19 protein-coding genes are annotated in these 19,143 nt (G+C 60.7%); 6 read left to right on the top strand and 13 right to left on the bottom strand.

Going from position 1 to position 19,143, the window contains the following annotated elements:
• Window positions 1-56: 56 nt before the first annotated feature.
• The 3 genes from HCG46_RS21290 to HCG46_RS21280 form a co-directional block, all read right to left on the bottom strand.
• Complete coding sequence (locus HCG46_RS21290) at window positions 57-263, bottom strand: DUF1737 domain-containing protein (RefSeq protein ID WP_023002545.1); 207 nt, start codon at window positions 261-263, stop codon at window positions 57-59.
• Between the two features lie 17 nt (window positions 264-280).
• Window positions 281-1,165 carry a CoA ester lyase gene (locus HCG46_RS21285; protein WP_168687312.1) on the bottom strand — a complete coding sequence of 295 codons (885 nt, stop codon included), beginning with the start codon at window positions 1,163-1,165 and terminating at the stop codon, window positions 281-283.
• 398 nt (window positions 1,166-1,563) lie between these two features.
• A complete protein-coding gene (locus HCG46_RS21280) occupies window positions 1,564-2,481 on the bottom strand; it encodes an EamA family transporter (protein WP_168687311.1) in 918 nt (305 codons plus the stop codon).
• Between the two features lie 203 nt (window positions 2,482-2,684).
• Between HCG46_RS21280 and HCG46_RS21275 the strand changes: the two genes are divergently transcribed.
• Window positions 2,685-3,146: a GNAT family N-acetyltransferase gene (locus HCG46_RS21275; protein WP_023002542.1), complete on the top strand. Its 462-nt coding sequence runs from the start codon at window positions 2,685-2,687 to the stop codon at window positions 3,144-3,146.
• 72 nt (window positions 3,147-3,218) lie between these two features.
• On the opposite strand, the gene HCG46_RS21270 is transcribed toward HCG46_RS21275, so the two are convergent.
• A complete protein-coding gene (locus HCG46_RS21270; RefSeq protein WP_168687310.1) occupies window positions 3,219-4,268 on the bottom strand; it encodes a DUF2125 domain-containing protein in 1,050 nt (349 codons plus the stop codon).
• 150 nt (window positions 4,269-4,418) lie between these two features.
• Here HCG46_RS21270 and HCG46_RS21265 point away from each other — a divergent pair, with 150 nt between their 5' ends.
• Complete coding sequence (locus HCG46_RS21265) at window positions 4,419-4,937, top strand: gamma-glutamylcyclotransferase (RefSeq protein ID WP_023002540.1); 519 nt, start codon at window positions 4,419-4,421, stop codon at window positions 4,935-4,937.
• Window positions 4,938-4,982: 45 nt separating this feature from the next.
• On the opposite strand, the gene HCG46_RS21260 is transcribed toward HCG46_RS21265, so the two are convergent.
• Window positions 4,983-5,690, bottom strand: coding sequence for a GntR family transcriptional regulator (locus HCG46_RS21260; RefSeq protein WP_286185471.1), 708 nt, complete (start codon window positions 5,688-5,690; stop codon window positions 4,983-4,985).
• Window positions 5,691-5,889: 199 nt separating this feature from the next.
• On the opposite strand from HCG46_RS21260, the gene HCG46_RS21255 reads away from it, so the two are divergent.
• Window positions 5,890-7,350, top strand: coding sequence for an NCS1 family nucleobase:cation symporter-1 (locus tag HCG46_RS21255; protein WP_168687309.1), 1,461 nt, complete (start codon window positions 5,890-5,892; stop codon window positions 7,348-7,350).
• A gap of 89 nt (window positions 7,351-7,439) precedes the next feature.
• On the opposite strand, the gene HCG46_RS21250 is transcribed toward HCG46_RS21255, so the two are convergent.
• Genes HCG46_RS21250 through ftsE form a run of 4 tightly spaced genes read right to left on the bottom strand, consistent with a single transcriptional unit; the run spans window position 7,440 to window position 10,772 of the window.
• The gene (locus HCG46_RS21250) at window positions 7,440-8,249 is read right to left on the bottom strand and encodes a 1-acyl-sn-glycerol-3-phosphate acyltransferase (protein WP_209009568.1); all 810 of its coding nucleotides are present in this window, start codon (window positions 8,247-8,249) and stop codon (window positions 7,440-7,442) included.
• A gap of 24 nt (window positions 8,250-8,273) precedes the next feature.
• The gene (locus HCG46_RS21245) at window positions 8,274-8,999 is read right to left on the bottom strand and encodes a YdcF family protein (RefSeq protein ID WP_023002536.1); all 726 of its coding nucleotides are present in this window, start codon (window positions 8,997-8,999) and stop codon (window positions 8,274-8,276) included.
• 52 nt (window positions 9,000-9,051) lie between these two features.
• Entirely contained in the window at window positions 9,052-10,104 is a 1,053-nt protein-coding gene (locus HCG46_RS21240) for an ABC transporter permease (protein WP_031270020.1), read from the bottom strand.
• Window positions 10,105-10,112: 8 nt separating this feature from the next.
• Entirely contained in the window at window positions 10,113-10,772 is a 660-nt protein-coding gene (gene ftsE, locus HCG46_RS21235) for a cell division ATP-binding protein FtsE (protein ID WP_031270017.1), read from the bottom strand.
• Between the two features lie 194 nt (window positions 10,773-10,966).
• On the opposite strand from ftsE, the gene HCG46_RS21230 reads away from it, so the two are divergent.
• From HCG46_RS21230 to HCG46_RS21220, 3 genes are read left to right on the top strand one after another with little or no spacing between them, the layout of a single operon-like run.
• Window positions 10,967-11,905, top strand: coding sequence for a zinc-ribbon domain-containing protein (locus HCG46_RS21230; RefSeq protein ID WP_168687308.1), 939 nt, complete (start codon window positions 10,967-10,969; stop codon window positions 11,903-11,905).
• A gap of 2 nt (window positions 11,906-11,907) precedes the next feature.
• Window positions 11,908-12,471, top strand: coding sequence for a hypoxanthine phosphoribosyltransferase (gene hpt / locus HCG46_RS21225; protein ID WP_035907880.1), 564 nt, complete (start codon window positions 11,908-11,910; stop codon window positions 12,469-12,471).
• Window positions 12,472-12,473: 2 nt separating this feature from the next.
• Window positions 12,474-12,869 (top strand): response regulator, encoded by a 396-nt coding sequence (locus HCG46_RS21220; RefSeq protein WP_023002531.1) that lies wholly within the window; start codon window positions 12,474-12,476, stop codon window positions 12,867-12,869.
• A gap of 354 nt (window positions 12,870-13,223) precedes the next feature.
• Here the strand turns inward: HCG46_RS21220 and HCG46_RS21215 are convergent, their stop codons facing one another.
• From HCG46_RS21215 to argH, 4 genes are all read right to left on the bottom strand, one after another.
• Window positions 13,224-15,806 (bottom strand): TIGR02302 family protein, encoded by a 2,583-nt coding sequence (locus HCG46_RS21215; protein ID WP_209009567.1) that lies wholly within the window; start codon window positions 15,804-15,806, stop codon window positions 13,224-13,226.
• Window positions 15,807-15,944: 138 nt separating this feature from the next.
• Window positions 15,945-17,219 carry a diaminopimelate decarboxylase gene (lysA, locus tag HCG46_RS21210; protein WP_077291392.1) on the bottom strand — a complete coding sequence of 425 codons (1,275 nt, stop codon included), beginning with the start codon at window positions 17,217-17,219 and terminating at the stop codon, window positions 15,945-15,947.
• A gap of 156 nt (window positions 17,220-17,375) precedes the next feature.
• Window positions 17,376-17,576, bottom strand: coding sequence for a lipoprotein (locus HCG46_RS21205; RefSeq protein WP_145903830.1), 201 nt, complete (start codon window positions 17,574-17,576; stop codon window positions 17,376-17,378).
• Window positions 17,577-17,739: 163 nt separating this feature from the next.
• Window positions 17,740-19,125, bottom strand: a complete 1,386-nt coding sequence (gene argH / locus HCG46_RS21200) for an argininosuccinate lyase (RefSeq protein ID WP_023002527.1) — start codon at window positions 19,123-19,125, stop codon at window positions 17,740-17,742.
• Window positions 19,126-19,143: the final 18 nt, after the last annotated feature.

The following is a 19,143-nucleotide window of genomic DNA, read 5'->3' as shown; positions in this document are numbered from 1 at the left end:
GCCGTTGAATTTTCAGCGCTCGCTCAGAGCAACCTGATTCATGGAACCGACTGCGATCAGTAGTCGCCGAGCTTGATGTCCCGGGAGTATTCAACGCCTTCGACTTCCTTTGTCACTGCCTGGCCGCAAATGGTCGCGCCACGCGTTGCGTCGTAGGTAAGCGAAGGAGAACCGGACAGCTGCCAGCCCTTGTTGAGAGCCTGGGTAACCCGGTGGCAGAATTCGCTGTCGTCGATGCCGGTGATGAAGCGGTAGAGTTTCATGAGAGCTCTCTTGTGTGTCAGGTCCGGGCAGCGATGGCGTCGGCAATGGCGATCACCCGCTTGCCCATGTCCGCATGTAGCCTTTCAACCATCTTGCCGTCCACCTGGATTGCGCCCTTGCCCGCATTTTCAGGCTCATCGAACAGAGAATTGATCTTGCGTGCCCAGGCAACTTCCTCTTCCGACGGACTGAAAGCTGCGTGGCAGGGGGCGATCTGTTTCGGGTGGATCAGCGTCTTGCCGTCCATGCCCATGTCGACACCCTGGGCGCATTCGGCGGCGAAACCTTCCTCGTCCTGAAACGCATTGTAGACACCGTCCAGAATGTCGATGCCGCCGGCACGCGCTGCCGCAACGCAGGTCATCAGCCAGGGCATCATGGCAGCCCGGCCGGATGTGAGGCGTGCCCTTGTTTCCTTGGCCAGATCATTGGTGCCCATCACAAAACAGGACAGCCGCACAGCCGGATCCAGACCGCAGGCGCCGATGGCGGCGGCATTCAGCATGGCGAGCGGCGTTTCCATCATGGCCCAGAGTTTCAGGTCCGCGGACGCCCCCAGAAGCGATAGCTTGTGCGCAACCATCTGCAGGTCGGCCGGGCCGTTGACCTTGGGCACCAGAATGGCATCCGGATTGGCCTTCACCGCTGCCGCCAGATCGTCTTCGCCCCAGGGTGTCTCCAGCCCGTTGATGCGGATCACCACCTCGCGATTGCCATAGGGACGGGCCGAAACGGCCTCGGCGATCTGGGTGCGCGCCATGTCCTTGGCATCGGGAGCGACCGCGTCTTCAAGGTCCAGCAGCAGGCAGTCCACATCCAGCGTTGCCGCCTTTTCCAACGCCCGGGCGTTGGAGCCGGGCATGTAGAGAGCGGAACGGCGGGGTCTTGGCTGTGTTGTCATGGGTCGATCCTGCAAGTCGGGAAAACGGATTTCCGGTTAACCTAGGGTGTGGACTCAAAAATGAAGACGAAATGGCATGAGAAATGGCGAAACCGCGTTAGGAAGGGTGCGCGGAGCGGGCTTTCTGCCCGGTCAAGCACGCTGACGACACGCGGTGAAGCCATTTTCATGTCCTTCGGATTTGACCGGATTGGTCCTCCTCAGCGTTGCGAAAGCTTGAAAATGAACCACATTTCCTGCGCCTCCGCGCCTTGAGGAAGACCAATCCGCCTCAAACCATTTCATCTTCATTTTTGAGTCCACACCCTAGTGGATCGCGGCGGCCAGGGGAATTCGCCGAAGGGGGAACGGCTGCGTTCGTGCACCAGGGTACCGCCAAACGCAGTCGCTGCCGTCGATCACGGAAGTTCGTCTGCCTGCATGCTCACCGGCGCTTTCTGCCGGCGCTTGAAGATCATGTCCTTTGCGGCAATCACCGCCCCCAGCGTAATCGCCACACAGGCGATGCCAACGGCAGGTGTCAGCGCCCCGAAGCCGAAGGCAATCAGTAACAGGGTGGACAGGAGCGGTGCCGAATAGGCCGCTGCGCCCAGCACCTGGATGTCGCCATGCTTGACGCCGACGTCCCAGGTGAAAAACGCAAGTCCCACCGGAAAGGCGGCAAGCGCCAGCACCGATGCCCATTCCAGCGACGATGCAGGCAGGATCGTTTCCTCCAGCGCCAGATGGCAGATACCCGAAAGGATTGCGGTCATCACACAGAACCCCGCAACGGCTTCGGTCGGCACCGCACCCAGTCTGCGCGACAGCACGGAATAGCTGGACCAGAACAGACACGAGGCCACCGCCGCCCCATAACCGAGCATCGAGCCGGAGGAAAAACCGACACCTTCCCCGCCGGTGATCAGAAGCACCGCGCCGGCCAGGCCCAGAACCGTTCCAATGACATGATGCAGACGCAGCCGTTCCCCCGGTAACAGGGCGGAAAACAGCACGATCAGGAGCGGCCAGGTGTAGTTGATCAGATTTGCTTCCACAGGCGGCGCGTTGCGGATGGCAGTGAAATAGAAAAAATGAAAGCCGAACAGGCCGAACGTGCCGAATGCCCAGACGCCGAGCGGCTGCCTGAGCAACCGGGTCCTGCCTGTCGCGATCAGCCAGATCAGCGCCATGATGCCGGAGAAGCCGAAACAGAGCGTGTTCAACAGGAACGGAGGCACATTGCCGGAACCGGCACCGAACAGGCCGAGGGTCGCCCACATCAGCACAGCTGTAAGTCCGATCAGCGTCGCCCTCAACTTTTGCTTGTCCGCCATTTCCTGTTCCCGTCTTTTCCGTGCATCGCTCATGGCACGAAATTGCCGCAAGCGAAAGGCCGCAGACCCCGGACAGGGCCTGCGTAGCCGACCGTCAGCAATGCCGCAGCCATTAATTGATCGAAGTCCTTGATCAGCGAACCCGTTTCGGGACATGGTGGACCAAAGTCACACTCTTAATCGATTTGCTTTCCGGGGAAATCATGACGACAACGCAAATCAGGGCCCTTCGGCTGGATGATGCTCATAAGCTTGCGCCGCTTATTGCCGAAAATGCTCAGGCGCTGCGGCGCGGTGCACCGCGTCGTCCCGACGCCTATTACGCCGAACGCATTCTGTCGGACAAGACGGCCGAGGTTCTGGGAGCTTTCGAAGGCGACAAGCTGGTCGGCTTCGCAGTTTTCTTCGACCTGCCGGAACTCATTACGGGTCTCAGGATCGGCCAGATGGATGACATCTATGTCCATCCCGATCACCGCAACAAGGGCACCGGCCGCAAGATGATCGAAACCCTGGTCAGCGAAGGCCAGAACCGCGGATGGCTGCATTTGCGCTGGCTTGTACCGGGCAAGAACACCCCGGCGGTTGCGCTCTACGAAAAGATCGCTGAACCCGATCATCGCAAGAGCTACCTGATCCCGATCGACCGCATCGCCGGCGACTGACCGAGCTTCGCCTTCAGGCAGGTTTCAGTCCGCATACCGCTGTTCAGGGTGCGGACTGAGGCCATCAAGTGATCAGGATCCCGCGGGAAACAACGGCGGGATCTGGCCAAGCGGCAGAAAACCGATGCGAACCACGCCGCGGTCGACCGAGACCGGCAGCGTGATGGTCCGCACACCGTCGACCTCCTTGGCGGCAGGCTCCAGGCTCTTCACCACATTCTGCAGCAGTGAGAAAGTCTGGTCTTCAGGCGGGAACAAGGGCTTCACGCTGTCCAGAAGCGCGTCCGGATTGCCGAGGTTCAACTCCAGTGATCCGCTCAAGGTGCCGTCACCCGAAAGCACAAGATTGCCGCTTGCCGTGGCCTTGCCAGCCCCGAGCAGTATCTCGGTAAGCACCAGTTCGACCGGCAGTTCTCCGCCCTGCGCCCGCACAAGCGAAACGAGGTCAGTCCCTGCAAGCAGGGCCGTGCCGCCTTCGATACGGGCATGGCTGCGCAGGGAAATCGTCTGCTGAAGTTCCGGCAGAGATTTGAGGCTGAGGTCCTGAACCGTGACGAAACTTTCCAGCGTCGCCGCGCTCTCGGGTTGCTTGCGCAGATGGACTTCGGACTTTTCAGCCGCAAACAGCCCCCGGGCGAGGGCGGTGTCGAACGCTGCTTCCGGTTTGTCGATCACCGCATCGAACGATCCGAGCGCATTGTCGCTGAACTTCACGCTGGCGCGGGCCGTCTGCCACGTCAGGCCACCCTCGAGGCCGTTCACCGGCACCGACATGGCCGCAGGCGACTTTGCCTCGAAGATCACGTGCCACGGATTATAGATCAAGGCGACGGCATTCAGCCCGCCGAGCGATGCGGCTGTTCCCCAGCGGTCGGCCGAACGCATGTCCGCGCAGGAGACCTCATAGCGGAACGGATAGCCGGCAATGGCAAGATCCGCGCAGCTCACATCCAGGCCCTGATCCGCCATGCGGACAATTTGCCGGTCGAGTTGTTCCCGCAGCACGGACTGCCCATAAAACCAGGCGGCCGACCAGCCAGCAATTACCAGAACGACAGCTCCTGCCAGCAGGATATACCCGCGTCTGGTGGGTTTCGGCGGCTTGGTCTTGATATCGGACACTGGGAGACACTCTCTTCTGGTTCGGGCGATTTCCGGACCGGTCACACTGCCGACAAGGGCCACCTGCAGGACAGGCGCTGCCGGAGTGCCATTGAAACGACCGGTGCAGCTTGCTATCTCCGCAGCTGCGGTAACACAAGACAGGTCGATATGAGCGATTTTTGGGTCTTTGGCTACGGTTCTTTGATGTGGAACCCAGGATTTGATCACCAGCGCGCCGAACCGGCGCTGCTGCGCGGTGCACATCGCTCGCTTTGCGTCTATTCCTGGGTACATCGGGGTACGCAGCAGAGACCAGGTCTCGTCTTCGGCCTCGACAACGGCGGCGCATGCCGGGGCATCGCCTATCAGGTCTCCGGGGATATCTGGCCGCAGGTGCTGGAATATCTGCGCGCCCGGGAACAGACGACGATGGTCTACAAGGAGCACCATCATCACGTAGAGCTCGACAGCGGCGAGAAGGTGGAAGCGCTGGTCTACATGGTCGATCACGGCCATGCCCAATATGCGGGTTCCTTGCCGCTTGAAGAGCAGCTGGAAATCGTAAGAGGCGCTGTCGGCAAGTCCGGCGCCAATCCGGACTATGTCATCAACACCGCCGCCCACCTCCAGGAAATGGGCATTCCCGATACGGGTCTTGCCTGGCTGGCCGAGCGCCTGAAAGCCTGAGCCAGGCTCAGGGACGGCAGTACAGGTCTTGCAGGATGCTAACGCTCAGGGAACACCCCACCAGCGCAATGTCTGCTCGCAATGATATTTCAAGGCTCGCACCGCAGCGGCCTCGTTCCCGGTTTCCAGCGCCTCGATGACCGCCAGATGCTCGTCCATCGCCGAGGCGATCCGATCGGCAAGAAACGGCCGCGCGTGCTGGATGACGGCGATCCGGATGCGGTTTGCGGCATAGGCAGCCGACAGCAGCGAATTTCCAAGTCCTTCACCAAGGTATGTGTGCAGGGACAGGTCCACCTCGATCGCCTTGGGTGGCAGGCTGGCCGCAGGCCCCGTCCGCACCTCGTCGCGCATGGTCTCGTGACGCCGGCGCAAGGCGTCGAGGCCCTCCAGATTTCCCTGTGATATCCGCCGGCGCGCACCTTCCTGGTCCAGCACCAGACGCACGTCCAGACATTCGCGAATGTTGTCCGGGCTAGCTTCCATCACCTGCAGGCCGCGTTTGGGCACTGTCGTCAGGAACCCCTGCGAGCTGGCGTATTTGACGGCTTCGCGCACGGGCGCGATCGGATAGTCCAGCTGGTCGACAAGCTGGGACATCGACAGGAACTGGCCATTGCGCAGCGAACCGCTGCGCAAGGCTTCGACAAGCGCCTGAAAAGCCTTGTCGTTCAGCAATTCACCCTTGTTTGCGTCCTTCATTGCAGCTCCGTCGATCCGGTCCGGATGATCGCAGGTTGTCGCCACTGGCATTTCCAAGCAAAGCCGAAAGGACCTGCTTGAAATTCCGTATAGTCTGTTACCTAACATGCTTTGTAAAATGTTAGATGCAAGCACAAACTTTTTGCAATGCACAGCCAAGAGCTTCCTGCGTCCGGGAGAACGCAAGAAGACCTGCGAATGTCCGGAAAAACACCGAAGCCGCCGGGGATGCGGCCACATGGAGGAGACTATGGCGAATTTATCTGGCAAATCGGGTCCGCGAGACGGAGGCCTCTACAACGAGGACCTGGCGCCGATCCCGGCTTCGGAGCGCAAGTGGGGCGCCTTCGAAATCTTCAACGTCTGGAACAACGATATCCAGAGCCTGTTCGGCTACACGCTGGCCGCATCGCTGTTCATCACCTATGGCCTCAACGGCTGGATGGTTTTCGCGGCAATCGTGCTGGCCGGTTTCTTCGTCATGGTGCTGGTCAATCTCACCGGCCGCCCGTCGGTAAAGCACGGCGTGCCCTATCCGGTGATCGCACGCGCCTCGATGGGCGTCTACGGCGCCCGTTTCCCGGCGCTGGTACGCGGCATCGTCGCCATCTTCTGGTATGGCGTGCAGACCTACTTCGCCTCCACGGCGGTTGCCTTGCTGTTCAACACGCTGCTCGGCACTGAGGGTGGCGCGGAATTCCTCGGCATGACAACGGTCGGCTGGATTTCCTATCTCATCGTCTGCGTCTTCCAGGTTGCCCTGTTCATGAAAGGCATCGACTGGGTCGGCAAATTCCTGAACTGGGCAGGTCCGTTCGTCTACATCGTCATGATCGCGCTGTGCCTGGTGATCTGGTGGAAGGCCGGCAACGGCATCTTCTCGGCTCTCGGCACCATCTTCGAAGGCAGCGAAGCAACCGACCCGCGCGGTCCTGTTGCGGCCTTTGTCGCGGTGGTCGGCACGATGATCGCCTATTTCGCCGCCGTCGTGATCAACTTCGGCGACTTTTCCCGCTTCGTGTCGGATGAACGCGCCATGAAGCGCGGCAACTTCTGGGGCCTGCCGGTTTCCATGGCCTTCTTCTCCTTCATCGCCCTGTTCGTGACGGCAGGCACCGTTGTGCTGTTCGGAGAAAAACTGGTGAACCCTGCTGATATTGTCGACCGTGTCGACAACGTCCTGCTGACGCTGATTGCTGCCGTCACCTTCTTTGCGGCAACGGTCGGCATCAACCTGGTGGCAAACTTCATTCCGCCGGCCTATGACATTGCCAACCTCAACCCGGAAAAGATCTCGGCCAGGACCGGCGGCATCATCACCGCTATCATTGCCTTCTTCATCGGCGCGCTATGGGTGTCGGTCATCTCGAACATCGGCATTGCCGCATTCGTCGATACGCTTGGCGCCTTCCTGGCACCGCTCTACGGCATTCTGGTCGCGGACTACTATTTGGTTCGCAAGCAGAACATCGATGTCGAAGCGCTGTTTTCCTCCGATCCGGACGCCCGCTACCACTACAACAACGGCTGGAACATGAAGGCGATCTTTGCCTTTGCCATCGCCGCACTGTTCTCGGTGGCAACCGTTTGGGTTCCGGCCCTGTCGGAACTCTCCGGCTACGGCTGGGTCATCGGTGCGGTTCTGGGTGGTGTGCTGCATCTGGGCCTGATGCGCCTGCAGACGACCGAAGCCGGCAAGACAGCACAATAAGGCAGCCTGAAGACAGGTTCAGGCGATGATATCGCCTGGACCCGCTCAAACTGAAAGACCGTCTCAACGCATTGGGGCGGTCTTTTTTTTCAGACCGGCTGTGCCTTGCGGCGCGTGTCGACTTCTTCGAGCACCGGCGAGGGCTTGCGGGCCGTGCGGGCTTCCTCGATCAGCCGATCGCTGGCCGTCTCGATATCCGTGACCATTCTTTCGTAAAAGGCGTTGGGCGCCAGGCCCGGCTCGATCGGCGGCAGAATCTCGACAATCACCGTGCCCGGATAGACCTTCCACGAGGCGCGAGGCCAATAGAGGCCGGCGTTGTGAGCTATCGGGACAACCGGGCATTTCAGGTCGCGGTAGAGATGCGCGATACCGAACTTGTATTTCGGCTCTGCCCCGGCCGGTCGGCGGGTGCCTTCCGGGAAGATCAGGATCTGGCGTTTCTCGGCAATCGCCTCCTTGGCGGCCAGCATCATTGCCGCCAGCGCTTCAGACCGCTTGCCCCGGTTGATCGGGATCTGCTTGAACTTGGCTGTGTACCAGCCGAAAATCGGTATCCAGCGCAGCTCGCGCTTCAGGATGAAGGTCGGGCTTCTGAAGAGGGGGATCAGCGCCACTGTCTCCCAGGCGGACTGGTGCTTCATGGCGGCGATGAAACCGCCGTCAGGCAGGTTTTCCCGTCCCCGGACTTCCACCTTGATGCCCGCAAAGACACGCATCAGCAGCTGCAACACCCGTGACCAGGTCGGCACCACCCACCAGCCCCAGCGCCGCGGCAGCAGCATGACTGGCGCGAACAGGATCATCAGCACGAACGTGACGAGATAGAACAGGATCTGGAAAAGGGTAGAGCGCAGAAAAACCATGGCACCATAAAGACTGGTCGTGGGTGAAGCCACCGCTCGGCCGTGGTCCGACAGCTGTCAGCGCACACCCTGCACGGTAATCCGAAGTCGGGCGAGGATATACTTCACATATTCGCGCATGAGAAGCCGCATCGTTGCCGGTTCCCTGTACCAGCTGTCCAGCTTCAGGTCCTTGGAAAAGACCGGATAGGCAATCAGGGCGACATTCGGCAGGGCACCGGCAAGTTCTACCTTGGCACGCGGCAGATGGTAGGCACTGGTCACGACCAGGAGGGACGAGAACCCGTTCTTCTTGACCCAGTTGGCTGTTTCCACTGCATTGCCCGCTGTATTGAGCGCGACCCGGTCAAGATCGACGCTGTTTTTTTCCAGCGGCATGCTGGACGCTGTAACTGCGGCGAGCTGTTCACGCGTGGTGCCGGGATGAACGCCCGAAATCAGCAACCGGTTGGCACGGCCTTCTTCCAGGAGACGGATTGCCTCGTTGACGCGGGCATGCCCGCCCGTCAGCACGACAATGGCATCCGCATTTGCGGAAGCCGGCACTCTGGCATTGGCAACCTTCTGCGCGAACATGGCAAACTGCCCGACGGTTCCCGCAACAAGAGCCGTGATGACGGCAACGAAAAGGATCCTGAGACCGAAGCGTTTCTTGCGCGCATCGCCGCTTGTGGCGTTCCTGCGCGCTGTGCCCTTGTCCTTTGAAACGGACACACGCCGATCGCCAACGACGGAAGAACCGTCGTCCAGAACGGGGTCTAACACTGTGTCAGCATGGGTCATGGCGCGACTATGATAAGTGATTCGGCCAATTTCACGGCATTGTGCGATAAAATCAATCCACTTTTGCCAAATGGGCCTTGACGGCGAGGCCAGAAGTCAGGGCTGTCAGGATCGCGACGAGGAACACCACACCGAATACACCGAGGTAGCCGGGCAGGCTGACGGAGATGCCGCCGAAGAGAGCCGACATCTGGTCCGACCCCGCCTGGCCGGAGCTCTGCCGGGTCAGCATGTCAACCGTCAGAAAGGCCAGGATGGCCGCAACACCGCCGGAAACACCGCCCTTCAGGCCCAGCATCAGGAAGTGGCGCTGGAATTCACGAGCGATGAAACCGTCCTCCGCTCCAACGAAATGCAGAACGGAGACGACGTCCTTGTTGCCGGCCATGGCTGCCTGGGTCGCAAAGACGACGCTCAAGACCATCGAGCCGAGCACAAGCACCATGATCGCAAAGCCGCCCAGAACCACCGCGCCTGCCATGGCCGACAGACGAGACGTCCAGACGGAATGATCGTCGACACTCGCGCCCGTCACGTTCTGCGAGACCATCGAGCGCAACTGCGACAGGTTCAGAAGCTCCGGATCCCCGACCGTGATCTGAATGAGCCGCGGCACCGGCAGGCCGTCAAGCTGAAGGCCTTCGCCCAGCCAGGGCTCCAGCAATGACTTGGTTTCGGCATCTGACAGGGCCCGTACGGAATCGATGCCCGGAAACTCCTGCGCAAGCGCAACGGCCTTGTCGATCTCCCGCAGCATGTCGACGCCTTCAGCCGGGCGGATCTGAATGGTAATCTCACGCACCAGATCGTTCTGCCACGCATCGGCTGCATCCCACACCACCGACACTGCACCGACCGTCAGACAGGCCAGAAAGCTCATGATGGCCACCACCAGCGTGAGAGCCCGCCCGGCGACTGCCTGTGGCGGAACGATCGCCGCGGAGGGGCGCAACTTGGCATCGTCCCCCTGGGGTGCTTCGTTCTTCGGCCTGGGGGCGGCCTTGCGCGCCGGCTTTCGGCCACGCTTCGGTCGTTCGGCTCGCTTGGGCGGGCGAACACTGGCGGCGCTTGCCTGTTTTTTGTCTGTGTCGTCGGACTGAGCCATCATGCCGCCTAATCGAAAATTGAGAGGCGCCCGTCGGCAAGCACCATGCGCCGGGCGTCCACCTGTTCCAGCAGCGCGATATCGTGGGTCGCGATGACGACAGAGGTGCCGAGTTTGTTCAATTCGATGAAAAGGCGCAACAGACGACGTGCAAGTGGCGGATCCACGTTACCGGTCGGCTCGTCCGCGAGCAGCACCTCCGGCCGGGTGATCAGCGCCCGCGCAATGGCCGCACGCTGCTTTTCCCCACCCGACAGCACCGGCGGCAGCACATGCATGCGATCTCCAAGTCCGACCCATTTCAACAGATCAATCACATCGGAGCGGTATTCGGATTCGTCCTTTCCCACCACGCGCAGTGGCAGCGCCACGTTTTCATAGGTTGTCAGATGGTCCAGCAGGCGAAAATCCTGAAACACCACGCCGATCTTGCGCCGGAGCTTCGGCAATTCCTGCTTGTCGATCACGCTCAGGTCGCGGTTGAAAACCTTTATCAGGCCTCGGGTCGGGCGCAGGGACATGAACAGGAGCCGGATCAGGCTGGTCTTGCCTGCGCCCGAGGGACCGGTCAGGAATTGAAACGACTGCGGCTCGATCTGAAAAGTCAGGTCGCGCAGGATTTCCGATCCCATTCCGTATCTCAATCCGACATTTTCGAAGCGGATCACAAAATTACTCCTGTTGATGGCCCGAACGCTATAGCCTGGCCGTTAACGGTGCATTAATCATATAAAGGTCCATTAAGGACCTGAAAGCCCGTCATAGGATTTGCTTGGCCCTTGTCCAATATTTCGTGCCGGATTTCGACCCCCCGGTTCCAAAGTGAACCGCTAGAGCATGCCATGGCGAAAGGTCTTCGCACATGAAGATCAAATGTCCGGACTGCAGTACGTCCTACGAGATTAAGGTAGAGGCGCTTGGCCCGGAAGGGCGTAGCGTCAAATGCGCCAAGTGCGGCAACCGCTGGTTCGTTTCGCCCGACGATGACGAAGAAGGCGATGTTGCGTTCAGCGCAAAGAACGACGACGAAATTGCACCTCCTTCCGTTGAAGAAGATCCCGCACAGGACGAAGCCGATTGGGCAGCCGACGCGGAAGAAGAAACGTTCGACGCGGAAGCGGATGACGAGGACGACGAACCCGAAGCAGCCGTCGCTCCCGAACCCGCAGCCGCCCGTACGGCCAGCGACGAGGCAAAATTCGCTGCGGATCTGAAGGAAGACGCCAGGACCGGTGAGTCTGAAAACAAGGCCGACATCGAATCCATGGCCAAGCGGCCGAAGATCATCGTCAATCCGAACAAGTTCCGGCGAGACCAGATCGGCGCGATCCTCAACTGGATCCTGCGGCGAAATTATCGGCGCATTGGCGGTGTTGCCCTGTTCGGCGTCGCGGTTGCGGCCTGTGTTTTGTTTGTCCTCATGCGAGACTCGCTCGTCAAACAGTCTCCTGACCTGGCAAGCCTGTTCCGGATGATCGGGTTTGAAGTCAATCTGCGCGGGCTTGAATTCCGCAACCTGCGCACCTTCACCGAGGTCGAGGACGGCAAGAAGGTTCTCGTGGTCGAGGGGTCGATCCGCAACCTGCTTGATGAACTGAACTCGGTGCCCGCCGTGCGCCTCTCGATCCGCGGTGCGGACATGCAGGAAGTTTATGCCTGGACTGTCGAGCCCAGAACAAAATCGCTAAACGCACTGGACGAAACCAGGTTCAGGACGATATTAGCCGACCCTCCGAAAACCGCGTCCGATATCCAGGTCCGGTTTGTTGAACGCGGCCAACGCCAGGTAGTTCTAGAGTGACCATGACATCAGATATTCATACTCTGTTCGATGAAGACGCCATTGCCCAACGTGTTGGCGCGCTCGCAGAGGAAATCGCCGAAGGCAAACCGCAAAATCTTTTGGTTGTCGCGGTTCTGAAAGGCAGCTTCATTTTTGCGGCCGACCTTGTGCGGGCAATGCACCGGGCAGGGCTGCAGCCGGAAATGGAGTTCATGCACCTGTCCTCTTATGGCGCCGGGACTGAAGGCTCCGACACCATCCGGATTTTGCGCGATGTTGAAAGTGACGTTAACGAGCGCGATATTATTTTAGTGGATGATATCCTGGAATCCGGTCGCACGCTCGCCTTCGCGCGGGAGCGGCTGCTGAACAGGGGCGCACACTCGGTGAAGATCGCAGCTCTGCTGGATAAACCCGAGCGCCGTAAAGCTGCCATATCTGCCGATTATGTCGGTTTTGCCTGTCCTGATAAGTTTGTCGTCGGATATGGTATGGATATGGGCCACGCTTGGCGGCAGTTGCCCTATATTGGATACGTTGTCGCCCCGGACGACGGAGCGGCTGACGGCAACACAGGAGAGTGAGCATGGCTCGCATTCTTCTTACTGAAGACGATGAAGCTGTCCGCAGCTTCGTAAAGCGTGCCCTGGAGCTTGACGGTCATTCCGTTGAAGCGGCCGAGGATGGCGGCGAAGCCGTCGAGGTTCTGACCCGCGAGAAGGGCAGCTTCGACCTGCTGCTGTCCGACATCAAGATGCCCGTCATGGACGGCATCGCCCTGGCTCTGCATACGGCGCGCGACTATCCACGGCTGCCGATCCTCCTCATGACCGGCTTTGCCGACCAGCGTGAACGGGCCAATGGCCTGGAATCCCTGGTCCATGACGTGGTCACCAAGCCGTTTTCGCTGGCCGATATCCGCAAGGCCGTGCGCAACGCCATTTCCGGCGATCTGCCAAGCGAGACCCGCCGCTACGCGTAAGGTCTGCCGCCGCAATTCCGAAACCCAAGACCCCGCTTCGGCGGGGTTTTTGTTTGGGCTGATCACGCCGGTAGTCACCATATTCCTTCAGAACACAGAGAATTGAGCAAGCGGCCATCCTTCGAGACAGCGCTTCGCGCTTCCTCAGGATGAGGGTGATCTTGCGGCAAAGAGATATCTGAATGTGGCTGGGCTCTCCGCGGGGCTTACAAAAGGCCTCACCCCAAGAACACAACCTCATCCTGAGGAGCGCACGTGTGCGCGTCTCGAAGGATGGACCACAAACACAAACATCACCGTCAAAAACAACTGACCCCGCCGAAGCGGGGTCATGAACCTTTGTCAGAAACGGGCCTAGTACCGCTTCAGGAGCCGTTCCAGATAATCGAGTTCCAGCTGCGGCCGGGAAGGATCGGAGAAGCGGCGGCGGAGCTCTTCCAGGATCCGGCGCGCCCGCTGAACATCGATTTCGTCAGGGATGCGCACCCGGTTGTTGAAGTCCGGGCCCTCGGTGCGCCGCGGACGGCCAAGAGGGTCTTCGTCCATCGGCGACGCGCCGTTGGGCGATCCCGGGCCTTCGCCCTGACCCATCATCTGCTCCGTCAGGCCCTGAGCGCCGCGCCGAAGGGCATCCAGGGCATCGCCCTGCTCGCCGAGCGCCTGCTGACCCTGTCCATCCCCCAGGGACTGCTGAGCCTCGCCCATGGACTCGCCGGCTTCACCCAGCGCCTGGTTCTGGCCCATGCCGTTCTGGCTCAGCTGGTCCATGAGTTCCTGCAGCCGCTGCGCCAGGTCCCCCTGGCCCTCCTGAAGCTGCTGAAGCATCTGTTCCAGTTGCTCCTGGGTCAGCTGTTGTCCCTGGCCCTCTTGTTGCTGACCGGGTTGCTGCTGTTGACCGCGACGCTGCTGTTGCTGATCCTGGTTGAACTTGTGGGTTTCATCCATCAGCTGCTGTTGCCGCTGGATCATTTCACCCAGCTGGTTGAGCATCTCCATCATTTCGCTGGACATGCTGTTGGGCATCATCTGCGGTCGACCGGCCTGGAGGTTTTCCAGCATCTGCTGCATCTGTGCCAGCAGCTCGCGCGCGGCATCACGGGAGCCGGTACGCGCCAGTTCCTCGATCCGGTCCAGCATTTCGCTCAGGTCCTGTTCGCTGAGCGTCTGCTGGTTGCCGTCGAAAGGCTGCATGGCCTGCGGGTTCTGGCGCATCTGCTCGGCCAGTGCCTGCATGTATTCGTTCAGGGCTTCCCGCAGTTGCTGGGTCAGCTTGGCGATTTCCTCGTCGCTCGCCCCTTCTTCCAGCGCCTTGCGCAGGGCCTCCTGGGCATCACGCAGCTTGCGTTCGGCTGCGGAAAGGTCACCATCCTCGATCGACAGGGCCAGGTCCCACAAAAGCGGCAACAGGGCCTTCAGGTCTTCGTCGGTCCTCGCGTTCACCAGAGAGCCGTAGGCAAAGCGCATGCCCAGATAGTTGCGCGGCTTGAAGTCGAACATTTCCGGCGCCAGCATCAGGGCGTCGAACGCTATGATGACCTCGCTCTGGCTTTCGGCATCAAGCGCAAGATTACGGCGCTGTTCGACGACAGCGCGGGCCAGAGGCTTGCCGAAGCGTCTCTGGGGCAGCGTGATGCGGTACGCGGGCGATTGCCCTTCCTGACCGGCCTGGTCACGTGCCAGCAGCGACAGATTGACTTCAGAACCGGCCCAGGGATGCGACGTCAGGTCCCGGATGGTTTCCGCCGTCTTGGCTGTGCCGGCGCGCGGCGGGAGTGAAAGCGGGAACTGGGGTGCCTCCACAAGCGGGCGCGGAGCCCGGTTGTTGTTGTCCGGATCAGGCAGGGGCGCGATGCGAGCCTCGGCGGCCACAACGCCATAGTCGTCATTCACAAGATAGGAAAACTTGAGCGCACCGCTGAGCTGTTCTTCAGGATCGTCCGTCAACCGGATGTCCGGTGCATCGTCCGGCTTCACCGCGAAGACGTAGCTCAGCATCGGCTCTTCGCCGTTGAGCAGTTCGACGATGCCGGTGGTTTCCAGCTCGAGCCTGCGTTCAACCGGCAAAAGCGTCTTCAGATCCGGATCTTCCGTCTCTGTCCCAAGTTCAGGTTCGATCACCTGGGGCTCGGTGTCTTCCGCACGGGCGTAGGTCATCTTGAGATCACGTGCGCCTTGCGTGCGGACCACAAGTATCGACCCTTCCGGCACGGAGATCGGCGCACCCGGGTCGCGCAACTGGGCGCTTTCGCCCGTCAGGTAAATCGGTGGCTCGCTGGTATAGAGCGGCGGCGTGACCCAGGCATCGAGACGGCTGGGCGGTTCCACTGTCTTGAACGGGTTCTGAAAGGCCGAAACCAGCCGGCCGAAGTGATCGCCACTTGCTGTCGAAAACCCGATCAGGAGCACACTGGCGGCCAGGACGCGAAGCGCCCAGGGATCGCGTCGGAAGGCCTGCGGATCCGGCGCTTTCGAACGGATCGCGGCGACTGCTTCGGCTGTGCGGCGCTGATGCAGGGCCCAGATGGCCTGGCTTTCGCGATCGCTCGCACCAACCGACAATTCGTCTTCAAGCGTTGTCAGGGGACGGTGGGTACGGCCTGAGGATTTCTCGACCCGGGAGAGCGCATCCTCGCGCGTCGGCCAGGCAAGGTGGAAGAGATCCCGCGCCGCCCAAACGGTGGCGGCAGCGAATACGAGAAGTCCGAGCGGGCCTGCCCAGGCAGGAAGAACCAGCCACAGACCAAGCCAGGACACCCCGACAAACAGGCCGAGTACCACCAGCACCGGAAGCAAAGCACGCCACAGGCGTTCGATGAACAAGGCACGGCGGCTTTGGCGCACCAGGCTGTCCAGCCGGGATCGGATCAAGGCCCGCCAGCCGTAGGTCTCGGAAGAAATCTGCCGTTCTTGATCGGGATCGCTGTCGCTCGGGCTCAATGGCACCTCCGGTTTTGCCCCCCGAACTGCCCGTTTCTCCGGAAACGCAGCCCGCTGGACCTGCCCACCATACAATAAGGTGAGGCATAGCGGGCTGTCCGGCAACCTGTCGGTTCAACTAATTGTCAGCCGATCTGTTCACGAACCCTTGAGCCAGTCCGGAATCCGGTCCAGACCGAGCAGGTCTTCGTAGCTGGTCCGGGGCCGGATAACGGCAAATTGGTCTGCATTTACGAGCACTTCGGGCACCAGAAGCCGCGAATTGTAAGTGCAGGACTGGACTGCGCCATAGGCGCCGGCCGAATAGACCGCCAGCATTTCCCCGGCTTCTACCCTGGGCATATCCCGGTTCTGGGCCAGAAAATCACCGGTTTCGCACACCGGACCGACGATATCGGCCTTGATTCGGTCTGTTTCTTTCCCCGGTTCGCGCACCGGGCGAACCTCGTGATAGGCCTCGTAAAGCGTCGGACGGATCAGGTCGTTCATGGCGGCATCGACAATAACGAAATTCTTGTCGGCGCCTTCCTTCACATAGACGACTTCGGTGACCAGGATGCCGGCGTTGCCGGCAATCATGCGGCCCGGCTCGAACATGACCATGCAGTCCAGTTCGCGCACATGCTTCTTGACCACCTGGGCATAAGCGTCCGGATGCGGCGGCGGATTGTTGTCGGTGATATAGGGGATGCCCAGCCCGCCACCGAGATCGACATGGTCGATCGTGTGGCCTTGCGAGCGCAGATCCGTGATCAGTTCGCCCAGACGCGCAAATGCGTTGTCGAAAGGCTCCAGCTCCGTGATCTGCGAGCCGATGTGCATGTCGATGCCGGTGACCTTGATACCGGGCAGAGCCGCTGCCTCGGCATAAACGTCACGTGCACGCTGCCAGGGAATACCAAACTTGTTCTCGGCCTTGCCGGTCGCAATCTTGGCATGGGTCTTGGCATCGACGTCCGGGTTGATGCGCATGGACACCCGAGCGGTCTTGCCCATTGCAGTGGCGACCCGTGACAGCTGGCGCAACTCGGGCTCGGACTCCACGTTGAAGCACAAGATGTCTTCCTGAAGCGCATAGGCTTGTTCGGCCTCGGTCTTGCCGACCCCGGAAAAGACGATCTTCGACGCGGGAACGCCCGCAGCCCGTGCACGGCGCAATTCGCCTTCCGACACAACGTCCATGCCGGCGCCCAGCTGTGCAAGCGTCTTCAGGACCGCCTGGTTGGAGTTTGCCTTCATCGCATAGCAGACCAGCGACGGGATATCGCTGAATGCGGCGGCAAACACCTGGTAGTGACGAGTGAGCGTTGCCGTGGAATAGCAGTAGAACGGCGTACCTACTTCACGCGCGATCGTCTCGATCGCCACGTCTTCGGCAAACAGCTCGCCATTCTTGTAATCGAAGTGATGCAAGGGACGGCCCTCATGCGGCTGGATCAGGTTCAGGGCCGGTCGGTGTTACCAGACCGTGCGGAAGCTGATCGGCATTGAAACGATGGAGCGTATCGGTTGCCTTGGCAGAGCCGGCTTGCTCCGATGCGCAGCCGGCTCTGCCGCTGCGCGCATGGTTTATCGGATCATGAAATCCAGGAAAAAGGGCTTGTCGCTTTGCGGCGCTTCCGGCTGAACCGGTGCTGCCACAGCGGGATCAACCGCGGCGTCCGCCTGCTGCACAGGCGCTCCCGGGTTTTCCAGCCCGCCCTTGCGGCCACACCCTGCCAGGGTCACGCTCAGGCAAAGACCGACCAGAGCCAGGGTTTTGAACCGCATTGTCATCACCATCATGCCTTTTTGGATCGACTGCCCCGCGTCCGGGCGGACACGGGAGTTCTTACAAAGTCACATACCGGTCCTTCTCCTCGCATGACACGGCGCGTTCGGCAAGACCAGTTCGCGCCGTGTGTTGCGGGGAAAGCCGACCTTCAATGGGCCATCAGGCCTTGGCCAGCTCTTTCAGCCAGCGGCGTGCCTGCTTGCGCACGTTTACCGGCGACGTGCCGCCATAGCTGGTTCGGCTGCGTACGGATTTGTCGACGGAGAGCACCTGGAAGATCTCGTTGGTGATCTTCGGCTCCACCGCCTGCATCTCTTCCAGCGAAACCTTGTGCAGTTCGATGCCCTTCTCGACGGCAATCGCCACGATGCGCCCGGTCACGTGGTGGGCGTCGCGGAACGGCAGACCGAGAACGCGAACCAGCCAGTCGGCGAGGTCCGTTGCAGTCGAATAGCCAGAGCCTGCGGCCTTCTTCAGCGCCTTGGTGACAGGCTCCAGATCGCGGATCATGCCGGTCATGGCCGCAAGAGCCAGGGAAACGCTGGCCAGGCCGTCGAAAGCCTGCTCCTTGTCTTCCTGCATATCCTTGGAATAGGCGAGCGGCAGGCCCTTCATCATCACCAGAAGCGCTTGCAGTGAACCGTAGATGCGGCCCGACTTGGCACGCACAAGTTCCGCCGCATCCGGGTTCTTTTTCTGCGGCATGATCGACGAACCGGTCGAAAACTTGTCCGACAGTTTCACGAAGCCGAACTGCGCCGAACACCAGATGACGATTTCCTCGGCAAGGCGCGACAGATGCATGGCTGTGAGAGATGCCGTCGCCAGCGCCTCGATGACGAAATCACGGTCGGAAACGGCATCGAGCGAATTGGCAGACGGACGGTCGAAACCGAGTGCCTTGGCGGTCATGTGCCGGTCGATCGGGAAGGACGTGCCGGCTAGCGCCGCGGCACCAAGCGGGCATTCGTTCATGCGCTTGCGCGCATCGCGTACACGGCCCCGGTCGCGGCCGAACATTTCAACGTAGGCCAGCATGTGGTGTCCGAAGGTCACCGGCTGGGCCGACTGCAGGTGCGTGAACCCGGGCATGACGTCGGCAGCATGGGTTTCCGCCTTTTCCGCCAGGGCCTGCATCAGCTCACCCAGCTGGTCGTCGAGTGTATCGAGCGTGTCGCGCACCCACAGGCGGAAATCGGTCGCCACCTGGTCATTGCGTGAGCGCGCCGTGTGCAGGCGTCCGGCAGCCGGGCCGATCAGCTCAGCGAGGCGCGCCTCGATGTTCATGTGGATGTCTTCAAGCGCGCGGGAAAACTTGAATTTGCCGCTTTCGATCTCTGACAGGATTGTGTCTAGACCTTGAACGATCTTGTCGGCATCGTCCCGCGTCACAATGTCTTTTTCCGCGAGCATGCGCACATGGGCTTTCGAGCCGTCGATGTCCTGCTTATATAGCTTCCGGTCGAAGTCGATGGAGGCGTTGATCTCCTCCATGATGGCGTCCGGTCCCTCAGCGAACCGGCCTCCCCACATGCGATTGCTCATGTCCTGTCCCTTAGAAGG

The organism is Labrenzia sp. PO1, assembly GCF_012273635.1.
Taxonomy (GTDB): Bacteria; Pseudomonadota; Alphaproteobacteria; order Rhizobiales; family Stappiaceae; genus Roseibium; species Roseibium algicola.
The sequence above is the reverse complement of the archived record's forward strand: the minus strand, read 5'-3'. Positions and strand labels throughout refer to the sequence as shown.

Coding starts and splice junctions, on each gene's coding strand:
- HCG46_RS21290 (WP_023002545.1), bottom strand. CDS start 263: ATGAAACTCTACCGCTTCATCACCGGCATCGACGACAGCGAATTCTGC.
- HCG46_RS21285 (WP_168687312.1), bottom strand. CDS start 1,165: ATGACAACACAGCCAAGACCCCGCCGTTCCGCTCTCTACATGCCCGGC.
- HCG46_RS21280 (WP_168687311.1), bottom strand. CDS start 2,481: ATGGCGGACAAGCAAAAGTTGAGGGCGACGCTGATCGGACTTACAGCT.
- HCG46_RS21275 (WP_023002542.1), top strand. CDS start 2,685: ATGACGACAACGCAAATCAGGGCCCTTCGGCTGGATGATGCTCATAAG.
- HCG46_RS21265 (WP_023002540.1), top strand. CDS start 4,419: ATGAGCGATTTTTGGGTCTTTGGCTACGGTTCTTTGATGTGGAACCCA.
- HCG46_RS21260 (WP_286185471.1), bottom strand. CDS start 5,690: ATGCCAGTGGCGACAACCTGCGATCATCCGGACCGGATCGACGGAGCT.
- HCG46_RS21255 (WP_168687309.1), top strand. CDS start 5,890: ATGGCGAATTTATCTGGCAAATCGGGTCCGCGAGACGGAGGCCTCTAC.
- HCG46_RS21245 (WP_023002536.1), bottom strand. CDS start 8,999: ATGACCCATGCTGACACAGTGTTAGACCCCGTTCTGGACGACGGTTCT.
- HCG46_RS21240 (WP_031270020.1), bottom strand. CDS start 10,104: ATGGCTCAGTCCGACGACACAGACAAAAAACAGGCAAGCGCCGCCAGT.
- HCG46_RS21230 (WP_168687308.1), top strand. CDS start 10,967: ATGAAGATCAAATGTCCGGACTGCAGTACGTCCTACGAGATTAAGGTA.
- hpt (WP_035907880.1), top strand. CDS start 11,908: ATGACATCAGATATTCATACTCTGTTCGATGAAGACGCCATTGCCCAA.
- HCG46_RS21220 (WP_023002531.1), top strand. CDS start 12,474: ATGGCTCGCATTCTTCTTACTGAAGACGATGAAGCTGTCCGCAGCTTC.
- HCG46_RS21205 (WP_145903830.1), bottom strand. CDS start 17,576: ATGCGGTTCAAAACCCTGGCTCTGGTCGGTCTTTGCCTGAGCGTGACC.
- argH (WP_023002527.1), bottom strand. CDS start 19,125: ATGAGCAATCGCATGTGGGGAGGCCGGTTCGCTGAGGGACCGGACGCC.